11 protein-coding genes are annotated in these 12,703 nt (G+C 52.1%); 8 read left to right on the top strand and 3 right to left on the bottom strand.

Annotation, left to right across the window (positions count from 1 at the left end; genetic code table 11):
- Nucleotides 1–146: 146 nt before the first annotated feature.
- Entirely contained in the window at nucleotides 147–674 is a 528-nt protein-coding gene (locus tag GEAM_RS17340) for a GNAT family N-acetyltransferase (protein ID WP_034793941.1), read from the bottom strand.
- 592 nt (nucleotides 675–1,266) lie between these two features.
- Here GEAM_RS17340 and GEAM_RS17335 point away from each other — a divergent pair.
- The 5 genes from GEAM_RS17335 to licT all read left to right on the top strand — a co-directional run bounded on the left by GEAM_RS17335 (nucleotide 1,267) and on the right by licT (nucleotide 7,830).
- Nucleotides 1,267–1,962, top strand: coding sequence for a pirin family protein (locus tag GEAM_RS17335; protein ID WP_034793940.1), 696 nt, complete (start codon nucleotides 1,267–1,269; stop codon nucleotides 1,960–1,962).
- Nucleotides 1,963–2,167: 205 nt separating this feature from the next.
- Complete coding sequence (gene gntR / locus GEAM_RS17330) at nucleotides 2,168–3,166, top strand: gluconate operon transcriptional repressor GntR (protein ID WP_034794121.1); 999 nt, start codon at nucleotides 2,168–2,170, stop codon at nucleotides 3,164–3,166.
- 371 nt (nucleotides 3,167–3,537) lie between these two features.
- Nucleotides 3,538–5,421, top strand: a complete 1,884-nt coding sequence (locus GEAM_RS17325) for a beta-glucoside-specific PTS transporter subunit IIABC (RefSeq protein ID WP_034793939.1) — start codon at nucleotides 3,538–3,540, stop codon at nucleotides 5,419–5,421.
- 19 nt (nucleotides 5,422–5,440) lie between these two features.
- Nucleotides 5,441–6,850 (top strand): glycoside hydrolase family 1 protein, encoded by a 1,410-nt coding sequence (locus GEAM_RS17320; RefSeq protein ID WP_034793938.1) that lies wholly within the window; start codon nucleotides 5,441–5,443, stop codon nucleotides 6,848–6,850.
- Between the two features lie 152 nt (nucleotides 6,851–7,002).
- Nucleotides 7,003–7,830 carry a BglG family transcription antiterminator LicT gene (gene licT / locus GEAM_RS17315; protein WP_034793936.1) on the top strand — a complete coding sequence of 276 codons (828 nt, stop codon included), beginning with the start codon at nucleotides 7,003–7,005 and terminating at the stop codon, nucleotides 7,828–7,830.
- A 122-nt stretch (nucleotides 7,831–7,952) separates the two neighbouring features.
- Here licT and GEAM_RS17310 read toward each other — a convergent pair whose 3' ends face one another.
- A complete protein-coding gene (locus GEAM_RS17310; protein ID WP_034793934.1) occupies nucleotides 7,953–8,471 on the bottom strand; it encodes a gluconokinase in 519 nt (172 codons plus the stop codon).
- Between the two features lie 245 nt (nucleotides 8,472–8,716).
- On the opposite strand from GEAM_RS17310, the gene gntT reads away from it, so the two are divergent.
- Both gntT and GEAM_RS23535 read left to right on the top strand, forming a co-directional pair.
- Nucleotides 8,717–10,033, top strand: a complete 1,317-nt coding sequence (gene gntT / locus GEAM_RS17305; RefSeq protein WP_034793931.1) for a gluconate transporter — start codon at nucleotides 8,717–8,719, stop codon at nucleotides 10,031–10,033.
- 143 nt (nucleotides 10,034–10,176) lie between these two features.
- Nucleotides 10,177–10,311 carry a hypothetical protein gene (locus GEAM_RS23535; RefSeq protein ID WP_256594441.1) on the top strand — a complete coding sequence of 45 codons (135 nt, stop codon included), beginning with the start codon at nucleotides 10,177–10,179 and terminating at the stop codon, nucleotides 10,309–10,311.
- Nucleotides 10,312–10,383: 72 nt separating this feature from the next.
- On the opposite strand, the gene GEAM_RS17300 is transcribed toward GEAM_RS23535, so the two are convergent.
- On the bottom strand, nucleotides 10,384–10,977 hold the full coding sequence (locus GEAM_RS17300; RefSeq protein WP_034793928.1) for a YhgN family NAAT transporter: 594 nt from the start codon (nucleotides 10,975–10,977) through the stop codon (nucleotides 10,384–10,386).
- 293 nt (nucleotides 10,978–11,270) lie between these two features.
- Here GEAM_RS17300 and asd point away from each other — a divergent pair, with 293 nt between their 5' ends.
- Nucleotides 11,271–12,374, top strand: coding sequence for an aspartate-semialdehyde dehydrogenase (gene asd / locus GEAM_RS17295; protein WP_034793925.1), 1,104 nt, complete (start codon nucleotides 11,271–11,273; stop codon nucleotides 12,372–12,374).
- Nucleotides 12,375–12,703: the final 329 nt, after the last annotated feature.

Below are 12,703 nucleotides of genomic sequence, written 5' to 3'. Positions count from 1 at the left end.
ATAAGGGGGAGGTTGGGAGGGGGTATTACATAAAATTCAGTGGGTTAGGAGGGGTTCGGCTGGTTTTGCTCCTTCACCTCTCAGAGGAGAAGGTTGGGATGAGGAGTGGTTTTTATCCAGCACCTGAAAGGGGAGGGATAAAACCATCAAACCGCGCCAGGCGTCACGCGCCCCATATGGTGCACATCCACGAATTTCCCATCGCGAACGGCGAAGCAGGGGCTGGTGCCTTCGATTTCAAACCCAAACTTTTGATACAGCGCCAGCGCGGCTTTATTGTCGACAAACACCGTCAGCTCGATGCGCCGCACGTTGATCCAGTTATCGCAAAGGTCGGTGATGGTTTTCAGCAGCAAGCTGCCGACGCCTTGGCCGTGATAACTCGCGTCCACGCCCATGCCGAAGGAGGCGACGTGGCGGCGGCGCAGGTTTGGCTCAATTCTTAAGGTTATCTGCCCCACGATCCGCTCGCCGTCGCACGCTACATAGCTGAAAAGGCTCGGGGAAGTGTCCGCTAGCCGCTCTTCCCAACGGGCGAGAGTTGGCAGAGGAAGTTGTAGCGTGTCGCTGTAAAGCTGAGTCTGGGCATAAAGATGATTAAGTTGTGCAGCATCGCTTGGTAATGAATGACGGACGCTAAACTGACTCGATTTGCCGGACTCGCTCTCGCTCATAACAACTTCCTCTTTTAGAGTGGGTGTGGTGTTTACTGCTTGAATAACCTCTGAATTTATCCGTCTTTAAAAAAGAGTCAATCAATAGTTTGGCTAAAAAAAGTGCTTTACAAGTGCGAATGATAATGATTATTATTGTCATGTGTTCCGGAGATGGCCACACACCATGGTCAAACGGGTCTCCTGAATGCACGACATTGCTCACATTGCTTCCAGTGTTTCTTAGCCAGCCGGGTGCTGGCTTTTTTTTTATCCCTTTTTTCCCGTCATATTTTGAGCTGTGGGTGCGTTGGCTGCACTCAGTCACCCGAATCACTTACCTGTGTAAGCTCATCGGGATTCCTTCATTTGCCGCCTTCCCACAACTCAAACTATTTAGGGAAAATATTTGATTCCTCACTCTCCCAACACGAATTATTTTGGGAAAAATAGTTATCTTTCTTCACTCTCCCAACTCTTCTCAACACCTACAAATCCTTTGAATTTAGCGCTCTACACTTGTTCATATTATTTGAATAGAGGAGTGAGATTTTTACGCTTTCTTATTCTCGGGCGTTGACTAGACTAGAGAAAACATTGAGGAGAGTTGAACATGATCTACTTACGCAAAGCACAAGAACGCGGTCACGCAAACCATGGCTGGCTTGATAGCTGGCATACGTTCTCCTTCGCCGATTATTATGATGCGAACTTTATGGGTTTCTCCGCGCTGCGGGTGATTAACGAAGATTTTATCGACGCTGGCCAAGGTTTTGGCAAGCACCCGCATAAAGACATGGAAATTCTGACCTACGTGCTGGAAGGCACCGTGGAGCATCAGGACAGCATGGGCAATAAAGAGCAGATCCACGCGGGCGAGTTCCAGATTATGAGTGCCGGTACTGGCGTGACGCACTCTGAGTACAACGGCAGTGCAGATAAAAAGCTGCATCTGTACCAGATTTGGATCATTCCTGAGAAAAAAGGCATTGAGCCGCGTTATGAGCAACGTCTGTTTGACGCCCCTCAGGGCCGCCAACTGGTGCTGTCGCCAGATGCGCGCGACGGCTCGCTAAAAGTGTTCCAAGATATGGAGCTTTCTCGCTGGGCGCTGAAGAAAGACGAGCAGTCGGTGTATCAGATTTCAGCTGAACGCCGCGTGTGGATCCAAGTGGTCAAAGGCACCGTTGAGATTAACGGCCAGAAAGCCTCAACCAGCGACGCCTTTGCTATCTGGGATGAAACCGCGCTGTCGATTCACGCCGATGATGACAGCGAAATCCTGCTGTTTGACCTGCCGCCTGTCTGACGGTGATGTAAGCTGAAATCAGTGCCAGTAGCGCTGATAACTAACGAAAAGCGGCACTTAGGTGTCGCTTTTTTATTGCTCGCTTCTTCCTTCTTTTGTTGACCCGCCTCTGATTGCCGCGACGTACAGTTATCCGTCGGGTTGAAACTTTGCTAAGATCACGACATCAACCCTCAACCCGTTCATTGGCTTTATCTAATTGAAAATATCCAAGAAAAAACGGCCAGTGCTTCAGGACGTTGCCGACAAAGTGGGCATCACCAAAATGACGGTCAGCCGTTATTTGCGCAACCCTGAGCAAGTTTCTGCCGTGCTTCAGGAGAAAATCTCCGCAGCGCTTGATGAACTGGGTTATATCCCGAACCGCGCCCCTGACATTCTTTCCAACGCCAAGAGCCGCGCCATCGGCGTGCTGCTGCCTTCATTGACCAACCAAGTGTTTGCCGAAGTGCTGCGTGGCATTGAAAGCGTCACCGATATTCATGGCTATCAGACCATGCTGGCGCACTACGGCTACAGCCCGGAGCGCGAGGAACAGCGGCTGACGTCGCTGCTCTCTTACAATATCGACGGGCTTATCTTGTCAGAGCGCAATCACACCCCGCGCACTCTGAAGATGATTGAAGTGGCGGGCATCCCGGTGGTGGAAATGATGGATTGCGTCTCGCCCTGCGTCGATTTAGCCGTCGGTTTCAACAACTATGAGGCGGCGCGGCAAATGACCCAGCAGATTATTGCTCGCGGGCATCGCCACGTGGTCTATTTCGGCGCGCGTCAGGATGAGCGAACGCTGATTAAGCAGCAGGGTTACGAGCAGGCGATGCGCGAATCGGGGCTGGTGCCTTACAGCGTAATGACCAGCCGCTCGTCGAGCTATTCTGCCGGGGCCGAGCTGTTGAAGCAGGCGCAGCAGGACTGGCCGCAAATCGACAGTATTTTTTGCACCAATGATGACTTGGCGGCAGGGGCATTTTTCGAATGCCAGCGTCAGGGTCTGCATATCCCTTCACAGATGGCGATCGCCGGTTTCCACGGCCACAACATGGGTCAGGCGATGGAGCCGCAGCTCGCCAGCGTGCTGACGCCGCGTGAACGCATGGGCCAAATTACCGCCGAGAGAATGCTGGCAAGGCTGCGCGGCGAGGCGGTGACGCCGAAAATGGTGGATGTAGGTTTCACCATCTCCCCAGGCGGAAGCATTTAGTCCTTTGGGCCTAGTTTGCTTGCCACTTTGAATCCGCGCTGTGCTCATAACCCTCACGTACTACGTGTACGCTCGGGTTCTTGCGCGCAGTGCGAATCCAAATTGCCTGCGCCACTGACGGCCCCTCTTTTCCTGTCTTGAGCCAAAAACCGAGCTGTTGCACAAATTTCATTCTATGAGCCCTATCACAGAACGCTATTTCGGCTGTTGTTTGAAGATTTAGACAACGCTATAAACGAGCTTCCGGGACGTTATCAGAGCAGTGCCCTGAGCGAAACCTGATTCGAAGTCTGTCTTAACTGGCAGCCTTCGAATCAGGTTTTTTTTTGGCCGAAATTTGGCAAGTCAGTTCGCTGATTAGGATAAAAACGATGAATATCAAATCTCTGGCAGAAAATTTATTACGGTTAGTCGGCGGCGAAAGCAACGTCGAGACGGTAGTTCACTGTGCGACGCGCCTGCGGTTTTCCCTGCGCGACGACGCTAAAGCCGACACCGCCGCGATTGAGCAGTTGGATGGCGTGATCACCACCGTGACCGGCTCCGGCCAGTTTCAGGTGGTGATTGGCAATCGCGTGGCTGAAGTTTATCGCCAACTGGGGGAGATCTCCTCGGTGCTGGATGACCACACGCAAAGCCGCGAAAAACCGGCCAAACGCAGCGGCAGCCGTATCGGGCAACTGATTGACATTGTGTCGGCGATTTTCACTCCGCTGCTGGGAGCCATGGCCGCCGCCGGCGTGCTGAAAGGCTTGTTGAACATCGCCACTTCCCAAGGCTGGCTGGACAAAACCGAGTCTACTTACATCATTCTTCAGGCCGCGTCCGACAGCCTGTTCTACTTCTTACCGATCATGCTGGCTATCACGTCGGCGCGCCGTTTTCAGGGCAATGTCTTTGTGGCGGTGTCGATTGCCGGAGCGCTGATTTACCCGTCGATGATTGACCTGTTCACCCGTCAGGTGGAGGTGACTTTCTTCGGCATTCCGGTGGTGATGATGAAGTACACCTCGACGGTGGTACCGATCATTCTGTCGGTTTATGTCATGTGTCACTTAGAGCGGCTGCTGAATAAGTTCATTCATGAAACCGTGCGCAACATCATCACGCCGTTCCTGCTGCTGGTGGTGATGGTGCCGCTGACGCTGGTCACGCTGGGGCCGGTGGGGATTTACACCAGCGAGGCGGCGGCGGGCGTTTTCGTCGCCATCTTCAGCTACAACCCGATTATCGCCAGCGCACTGTTCGCCGCGCTATGGCAGGTGTTCGTCATCTTCGGCATGCACTGGGCCTTTACGCCGGTGATCATCAACGACATCACCGTGCTGGGGCGCAGCACCTTGAAAGCCTCGACGGTACCGGCGGTGTTTGCTCAGGCCGGGGCCGTGCTTGGTGTGATGTTCAAAACGCGCAATAAAAAGATGAAAGCGCTGGCGGGAAGTACTTTTATCACCGCGCTGTTTGGCATTACCGAGCCCGCGGTTTACGGCGTAACCCTAAAACTGAAGAAGCCGTTTGTCTGCGCGGTCATTGCCGCGGCGGTCGGAGGCGGCGTGGTGGGGTACTCCAACAGCGCGGCGATTTCTACTGGTATTCCCAGCTTGCTGACCCTGCCGATTTTCTACGGCGAAGGCTTCGGCGGGCTGATCCTCGGCATCGTTATCTCCTTCGTGATGGCGGCGGTGCTGACCTACATCGTCGGCTTTGAAGACCCGATTGATGAGTCGGCCACGGCTCCGACACCAAGCTCTTCACTTGAGAAAAACGCGAAACCTCAGCCAGTTACCGCAATGCCGGTGGATATTGCCGAAGACATTATGGTGCCGGTCACCGGGCGCGTGGTGGCCCTCGAACAGGTCAATGACAAAGTGTTTTCCAGCGGCGTGGTGGGGGATGGTATCGCGATCCAGCCGACCGAAGGCAAGGTCTATTCGCCGGTTGACGGGGTGGTGACCGCCACGTTTGACTCGGGCCACGCGCTGCATATTTTGTCCGACAACGGGGCTGAAATCCTGATCCACATCGGGCTGGATACCGTTCAGCTCAACGGCCAGCACTACGCCATGCACGTGAAGGAAAATCAGACCGTGAAACGCGGAGATTTGCTGATCGACTTCGACCTCGCCGCTATCGAAAAAGCCGGTTTTGACACCATTACGCCGGTGATCATCGCCAATTCAGACCGCTATAAAACCTTCCATAAAACGCGTCAACCCGCCGCCAATACCGGGGATGTCTTGTTGACGCTGTCTTGATGCTTAAAGGAGAAAAATTGTGAAATATTCGGAACTTAAACCTTTCCCAGCAGACTTTTTATGGGGCGCTTCCACCTCGGCTTATCAGGTGGAAGGCGCATGGAATGAAGATGGAAAAGGGCCGTCGGTTATTGACGCCCGCCGCGAATACCCGGAAGGCACCACCGACTTCAAAGTCGCCAGCGACCACTATCATCGCTACAAAGAAGACATCGCGATGTTCGCCGAAATTGGCCTGAAGTCTTACCGTTTTTCCATTGCGTGGACGCGGATAATTCCCGACGGCAGTGGCGAAATTAACCCGGCGGGGATCGACTTTTACCATCGGCTGATCGACGAGATCCTCAGCCACGGCATCGTGCCGATCGTCACCATGTATCACTTCGATCTCCCGCAGGCGCTGCAAGAGAAGGGCGGCTGGTACAACCGCGAAACGGTGGATGCCTTCGCCCGTTACGCCGACGTGCTGTTTGATGAATACGGCAGCAAAGTGAAATATTGGCTGACCATCAACGAGCAAAACCTGATGATTTTGCAGGGCGCGGCGCTCGGCACGCTGGATGAAAAGCTGGTGAATCAGAAGAAAAACCTTTATCAGCAGAACCACAATATGCTGGTGGCACAGGCCAAGGTGATGAATTCACTGCACAATAAAATTCCGGGCGCGAAAATCGGCCCGGCGCCGAACATTGCGGTGATTTATCCCGCCACCTCCAAACCGGAAGATATTCTGGCGGCGTTCAACTACAACGCCATCCGCAACTGGCTCTATCTGGATATGGCGGCGCGCGGCGAATACAACACGCTGGCGTGGCGCTATATGGAAGAGAAGGGCTACGCACCGGAGATTTTGCCAGGAGATATGGACATCTTGCGCAGCGGCAAGCCGGACTTCATCGCCTTCAACTACTACACCACGCAGGCGGTGGAAGCCAGCCGGGGCGATGGCACGGATGAAGTGATTCGCGGCGGCAATAAGCTATTGAAATCAGGGGAAGATGGCGTGCATCGCGGCGCGGCGAATGACCACCTGCCGCGCACCCAGTTTGGCACTGAAATTGACCCTGTGGGTTTTCGCAACACGCTGCGTGAAATCTACGATCGCTACCACTTGCCGCTATTAATTACTGAAAACGGTCTGGGGGCTTTCGACAAGCTGGATGAGAACGGAGAAATAAACGACGACTACCGAATCGATTATTTACGCCGCCATCTGGAGCAAATGCAGCTGGCAATCACCGACGGCGTTGAGGTATTTGGCTATACGCCTTGGTCTGCGCTAGATCTAATTTCCACCCATCAGGGCTGTTCTAAACGCTACGGATTAATTTATGTTAATCGTGACGAATTTGATTTAAAAGATTTAAAGCGTATTCGTAAGTTAAGCTCTTACTGGTATGCGGATGTGATTAAAAATAATGCGCTTTAAGCGCGATTAAAGGCGTATAAACGCCATAAGCAGTCTGTTGTTGCCAATAAGGTGATAGCGCATTTCGCGTTATCGCCTTAATGCTTTTATAGGCAATAACCCTTTTAAAACCCTCGCTAAAGTAAGGATCTATCCGGCATGAGAAAACTGGGATGAGAGTCTTAAAAATACTCAGTAATAATGCGGTGATTGCCACGGAAGATGATCAACAGGAAGTGGTGGCGATTGGCCGCGGTATTGGTTTTGGCAAGCAGTTGGGAGACAGTCTGAATACCGCAGATATCGAGAGCCAATTTGTGAAAAAGGCCAGCGGCATGACGGATATTCTGGCGCAACTGACGGCGGCTATTCCCACTGAATGCTTATTTATTACTCAGGAAATTATCAAGTTAGCTAAAAGCCGTCTCAATATCGAGGCGCAGGAGACGCTGTTCTTCGCGCTAAGCGACCATATTAGCTTTGCGGTTGAGCGCTATAAAAAAGGCATTGAGATAAAGAACATCCTACTCTGGGATATTAAGCAGTTTTATCAGGCGGAGTTTGCCGTTGCCCTCGAGGCATTGGCGATGATTAATCAGAAATTGCATTGCGAGCTGCCCGAGGATGAAGCCGGTTTTATTGCTCTGCATCTGGCCAACGCCACCACCAACAATATGCAAAGCACCATGCAGAGTGCAGGCATGATTAAAGATATTCTTAACATCATCAAATATGATTTACGCATCAAGTACGATGAAAAGTCTATCGACTATCAGCGCATTATCACTCACCTGAAATTCTTCTCGCTGCGTTTATTAAACCGCACCGAAGTGAATCATGATGATAAAAGTATTTACGCCGGAATTCAGGACGCCATGCCCGTGGCTTATCAATGCGCGCTAAAGATAAATGATTATGTGCTGAAGAATCACCGCTGTCGGCTGACCACGGATGAAATTATGTTTTTAACTATTCATATCAATCGCTTGAAGCCGGATTGATGGGTTGGTTTTACTCCCTCCCCTATTTTGGGGAGGGTTGGGGTTGGCTGCATTGAGCGCGGAATTAAACCACTCCTCATCCCAGCCTTCTCCTCTGAGAGGAGAAGGAGCAAACCTTTTTCCTACTTAGCATTCAGCTTCTGCAAAGCCGCTACGCAGCGATCAACCACGCCCTCGAACTTGTGGTCGATATTCACGCGGATCACATCTGGCTCATCTTCGCCCGGCTCTTCCAACGCTTCGAACTGGCTTTTCAGCAAATCCAGCGGCATGAAATGTCCGGCGCGCGCTTTCAGGCGTTCAGAAATGACGTCAACGCTGCCTTTCAAATAGAGGAAAACCACGCCCTGATTGTCATCACGCAGCGCGTCGCGATAGCGGCGTTTCAGCGCGGAGCAGACAATGATGCCGGTTTCGTTTTTATGGTACAGGCTGTAGGCCGCGTCGTTCAGACGTTTGAGCCACGGCGCGCGGTCGTCATCGTTCAATGGGTGGCCGCTGGCCATTTTCTGGATATTGGCGCGCGGATGAAGATCATCACCGTCAATGAATTTCGCGTTGATTTCACGTGCCAGTGCTGCGCCTACGGTGGATTTACCGCTGCCTGACACGCCCATCAGAATGATGCTTTGTCCTGCCATAAGTATGATCTCTATCCCAAAATGAAAATTTCGACTGCGGAGTGAGTCCTAATATTAGCATGTTACCGGTATCATGATACCGGTAACAAATGGAGATGTGATTAATATCACAAAGGAATGCACTGCTGATTTAGCGGTCGCGACCTGTACCGTTGCACTGTTAACTCCTACAACTTATTGAAAATCAAAAATAATGTACCGGCGTTCGATCACCTGCGCTGGAGAAAGCATTAAGGGGAAAAGATATGCCATTAGTTATTGTAGCCGTAGGCGTCGCGCTACTGCTGTTGCTTATGATCCGATTCAAACTCAACGGGTTTATCGCGCTGATCCTGGTCGCACTCGCGGTCGGCATCATGCAGGGTATGCCGGTCGACAAAGTTATCACTTCGATTAAAAACGGGGTTGGCGGCACGCTAGGAAGTCTGGCACTGATAATGGGCTTTGGTGCCATGCTCGGTAAAATGCTGGCTGACTGTGGCGGTGCGCAGCGTATTGCCACCACGCTAATTAAGAAATTTGGTAAGGATTACATCCAGTGGGCAGTGGTGCTGACCGGCTTTATCGTCGGCTTCGCGCTGTTCTATGAGGTTGGTTTCGTACTGATGCTGCCGCTGGTATTCACCATCGCTGCCGCCGCGCGCCTGCCGCTGCTGTATGTCGGTGTGCCAATGGCGGCTGCACTGTCTGTGACCCACGGCTTCCTGCCACCACACCCAGGTCCGACGGCGATTGCCACCATCTTCCATGCGGACATGGGTAAAACCCTGCTCTATGGTTCACTGTTGGCCGTGCCGACGGTCATCATCGCCGGCCCAGTGTTTGCGCGCTTCCTCAAAGGGATCGACAAGCCGGTGCCAGAAGGATTATTCAACCCAAAAACCTTTACTGAAGAAGAGATGCCAAGCTTCGGCGTGAGCGTTGCGACGTCGCTGGTGCCGGTTATTCTGATGGCTTTCCGCGCAGTGTGTGAGATGGTGCTGCCGAAGGGCCACGCTATCCTGCCTTACGCAGAATTCTTCGGTGACCCGGTGATGGCAACCTTGATTGCCGTGCTGATTGCTATCTTCACCTTTGGTCTGAACCGTGGCCGTACCATGACGGAAGTGATGGATACTGTTACTGATTCGATCAAAATCATCGCCATGATGCTGTTGATCATCGGCGGTGGCGGTGCGTTCAAACAGGTACTGGTAGACAGCGGCATCGAGCCATACATCGCTAACATCATGAACGGAAGCCACCTGTCGCCAATTCTGCTGGCATGGTCCATTGCAGCAGTGCTGCGTATCGCGCTGGGTTCAGCAACCGTGGCGGCGATCACCGCTGGCGGTATCGCGGCTCCGCTGATTGCCACCACCGGCGTTAGCCCTGAGCTGATGGTTATCTCCGTGGGGTCCGGCAGCCTGATTTTCTCTCACGTCAATGACCCAGGCTTCTGGCTGTTCAAAGAGTATTTCAACCTGACTATCGTCGAGACCTTCAAGTCATGGTCAGTGCTGGAAACCATCATCTCCCTCTGCGGCTTGGGCGGCTGTTTGCTGCTGTCGATGGTGGTGTAAGGCGTTAACTGTTGAAGTAAAAACAACAGGTTATCAATAAAAACGGCGAGCCATGTGCTCGCCGTTTTTTTATGGCGAAGACAAAAAACTCGCGTTGAACTCTTACCTCGTGAGAGTAAAGTTGCGGTTCAATTGAGATGAACATGAATAAACAACTATTCGAAGAACTTCGTCAATCAGCTAAGGAAATGGTGGCGATCCGTAAGGGCGCGATGGCACCTACGCATGTCACTCGTGTGCTGATGCCTCTGGTGGGGAAAAAGCCTTTAAAAGCCTGATGAGATCAGAAGAATTGGAATAAAAACGGCGAGCCATGTGCTCGCCGTTTTTGTTGTTCTGAGGAAGATAAACTAAATCTTCAAATACGCCCTAACTCCATCAAGGAACATCTGGGTGGAAAGCATGATCAGCACTAGGCCCATCAGGCGTTCGAGGGCGCTGACGCCTTTGTCGCCGAGCAGGCGCAGGAACAGGTTTGACAGCAGCAGGATGCACATCGACAGGCCCCAAGCGATAAACAGTGCTAGCGTCAGGTGCGACATCTGATTCGGATATTGATGCGAGAGCAGCATCAGCGTTGCCAGAATTGACGGGCCAGCCACCAGTGGGATCGCCATCGGCACCAAGAAGGGTTCTTCACCCGCCGGTAAGCCGGTGCTGCTTTTCTCTTCTGAGGGGAAAATCATTTTGATGGCGATCAGGAACAGAATAATACCGCCGGAAATCGACACCGTTTCTGTCCGCAGATTGAGGAAGGAGAGGATCTTCTCACCGGCGAACAGGAAAATAAGCATCAGGATCAGCGCGATCAGCATCTCGCGGATCAGCACAACCCGACGACGCTTAGGATCTAAATGTTTGAGTACCGACATAAAGATCGGCAGGTTACCTAGTGGGTCCATAATTAAAAACAGCAAAATAGTTGCTGAAATCATTTCGGTCATAACTACCTCAGAAGAGAGTCGGCCAATATACCCGTGGGTAAATAAAGGCTCTGTTTTTACCTGTTATATAAGTTGTGCTGCTAAAAAAGCCTGCACTATCGATTAAATTCACTTGCCACTTCTACACCATTTTGTAAGGTGGTATACCCGTCTTCGTTTGTTTCGAATAGGCACTGCTTTTTGCCTGTCACCCGAACGATTTCCGGGACAAATCCTTTGTGTTGACAGGGTCGTCAGCGCTAAAAAATCAAACTCATTACGCAGCTATCACCTTTCAGGTCAGGACAGTAATTATGAAAAATGTAGGTTTCATTGGCTGGCGCGGTATGGTCGGTTCTGTACTCATGCAACGCATGATTGAAGAACGCGATTTTGACGCCATCCGCCCGGTATTCTTCTCCACCTCGCAACACGGCCAAGCCGCTCCGTCATTTACCGGGCAGCAGGGCACATTGCAGGATGCTTATGATCTCGACGCACTGAGTGCGTTGGACATTATCATTACCTGTCAGGGCGGCGATTATACCAATGAAATCTATCCGAAGCTGCGTCAAATCGGTTGGAATGGCTACTGGATCGACGCAGCATCGTCTTTAAGAATGAACGATGACGCGATCATTATTCTGGACCCGGTCAATAGCGCAGTAATTCATCAGGGTATCGACAAAGGTATTAAGACCTTTGCGGGCGGTAACTGCACCGTCAGCCTGATGCTGATGTCACTCGGCGGCTTGTTTGCCAATGACCTGATTGAGTGGGCCTCTGTCGCCACTTATCAGGCGGCATCCGGCGGCGGTGCGCGTCACATGCGTGAACTGCTGACCCAAATGGGCATGCTGCACAACAACGTGGCGAAAGAGCTGCAAGACCCGGCGTCTGCCATTTTGGATATCGAACGCAAAGTCACTGCGCTGACCCGCAGCGGCACCCTGCCAACCGACAACTTCGGCGTTCCTTTGGCGGGCGGTCTGATCCCTTGGATTGACAAGCAGCTCGACAACGGCCAGACCAAAGAAGAGTGGAAAGGTCAGGCTGAAACCAACAAAATTCTCGGCACTTCAAGCGTGATCCCAGTGGATGGCCTCTGCGTGCGTATCGGCGCACTGCGCTGCCACAGCCAGGCGTTCACCCTGAAACTGAAAAAAGACGTGTCGATTCCAGAAATCGAACAGATGCTGGCAACCCACAATGACTGGGTTCGCGTGATCCCGAATGACCGTGAACTGTCGATGCGTGAGCTGACACCAGCCGCGGTTACCGGCACCATGAACACCCCGGTTGGGCGTCTGCGTAAACTGAACATGGGTCCACAGTACCTGTCCGCGTTCACCGTGGGCGACCAGCTGCTGTGGGGCGCTGCTGAGCCGCTGCGCCGCATGCTGCGTATCCTGCTGTAACCTCGAATAATCCTCCAACGGGACACCAGCACGGTGTCCCGTTTTAACTCCTTCTATCAAGCACTTCACCCTGTTGCAGTCTCTCCTCCTAGCGCTTTCCCCTGAATTTCAAGACACCCAAAATTCCTCTGCTTATCCACCCTGCCTTTTAACGACCTTTGTCTATGCTTAGTAGATGACCCGTTTGAATTTGAGAAGGGGGAAATAGCACTTTTTTAGAAACTGTGAACATGAGCGTCGCCGAGCACGTTTAAGCAAAAAATAACGGCACGCGCGTCACAGGGCACTCGGTAAAACGGGCGCACAATTTATTAGAGAAATAACATTAA

The sequence above is a fragment of the Ewingella americana ATCC 33852 genome, assembly GCF_000735345.1.
In the GTDB taxonomy this organism is placed as follows: Bacteria; Pseudomonadota; Gammaproteobacteria; order Enterobacterales; family Enterobacteriaceae; genus Ewingella; species Ewingella americana.
This window is presented reverse-complemented; position numbering and strand designations above follow the sequence as displayed.

Coding starts and splice junctions, on each gene's coding strand:
- GEAM_RS17340 (WP_034793941.1), bottom strand. CDS start 674: ATGAGCGAGAGCGAGTCCGGCAAATCGAGTCAGTTTAGCGTCCGTCAT.
- GEAM_RS17335 (WP_034793940.1), top strand. CDS start 1,267: ATGATCTACTTACGCAAAGCACAAGAACGCGGTCACGCAAACCATGGC.
- GEAM_RS17325 (WP_034793939.1), top strand. CDS start 3,538: ATGAATATCAAATCTCTGGCAGAAAATTTATTACGGTTAGTCGGCGGC.
- licT (WP_034793936.1), top strand. CDS start 7,003: ATGAGAGTCTTAAAAATACTCAGTAATAATGCGGTGATTGCCACGGAA.
- GEAM_RS17310 (WP_034793934.1), bottom strand. CDS start 8,471: ATGGCAGGACAAAGCATCATTCTGATGGGCGTGTCAGGCAGCGGTAAA.
- gntT (WP_034793931.1), top strand. CDS start 8,717: ATGCCATTAGTTATTGTAGCCGTAGGCGTCGCGCTACTGCTGTTGCTT.
- GEAM_RS23535 (WP_256594441.1), top strand. CDS start 10,177: ATGAATAAACAACTATTCGAAGAACTTCGTCAATCAGCTAAGGAAATG.
- GEAM_RS17300 (WP_034793928.1), bottom strand. CDS start 10,977: ATGACCGAAATGATTTCAGCAACTATTTTGCTGTTTTTAATTATGGAC.
- asd (WP_034793925.1), top strand. CDS start 11,271: ATGAAAAATGTAGGTTTCATTGGCTGGCGCGGTATGGTCGGTTCTGTA.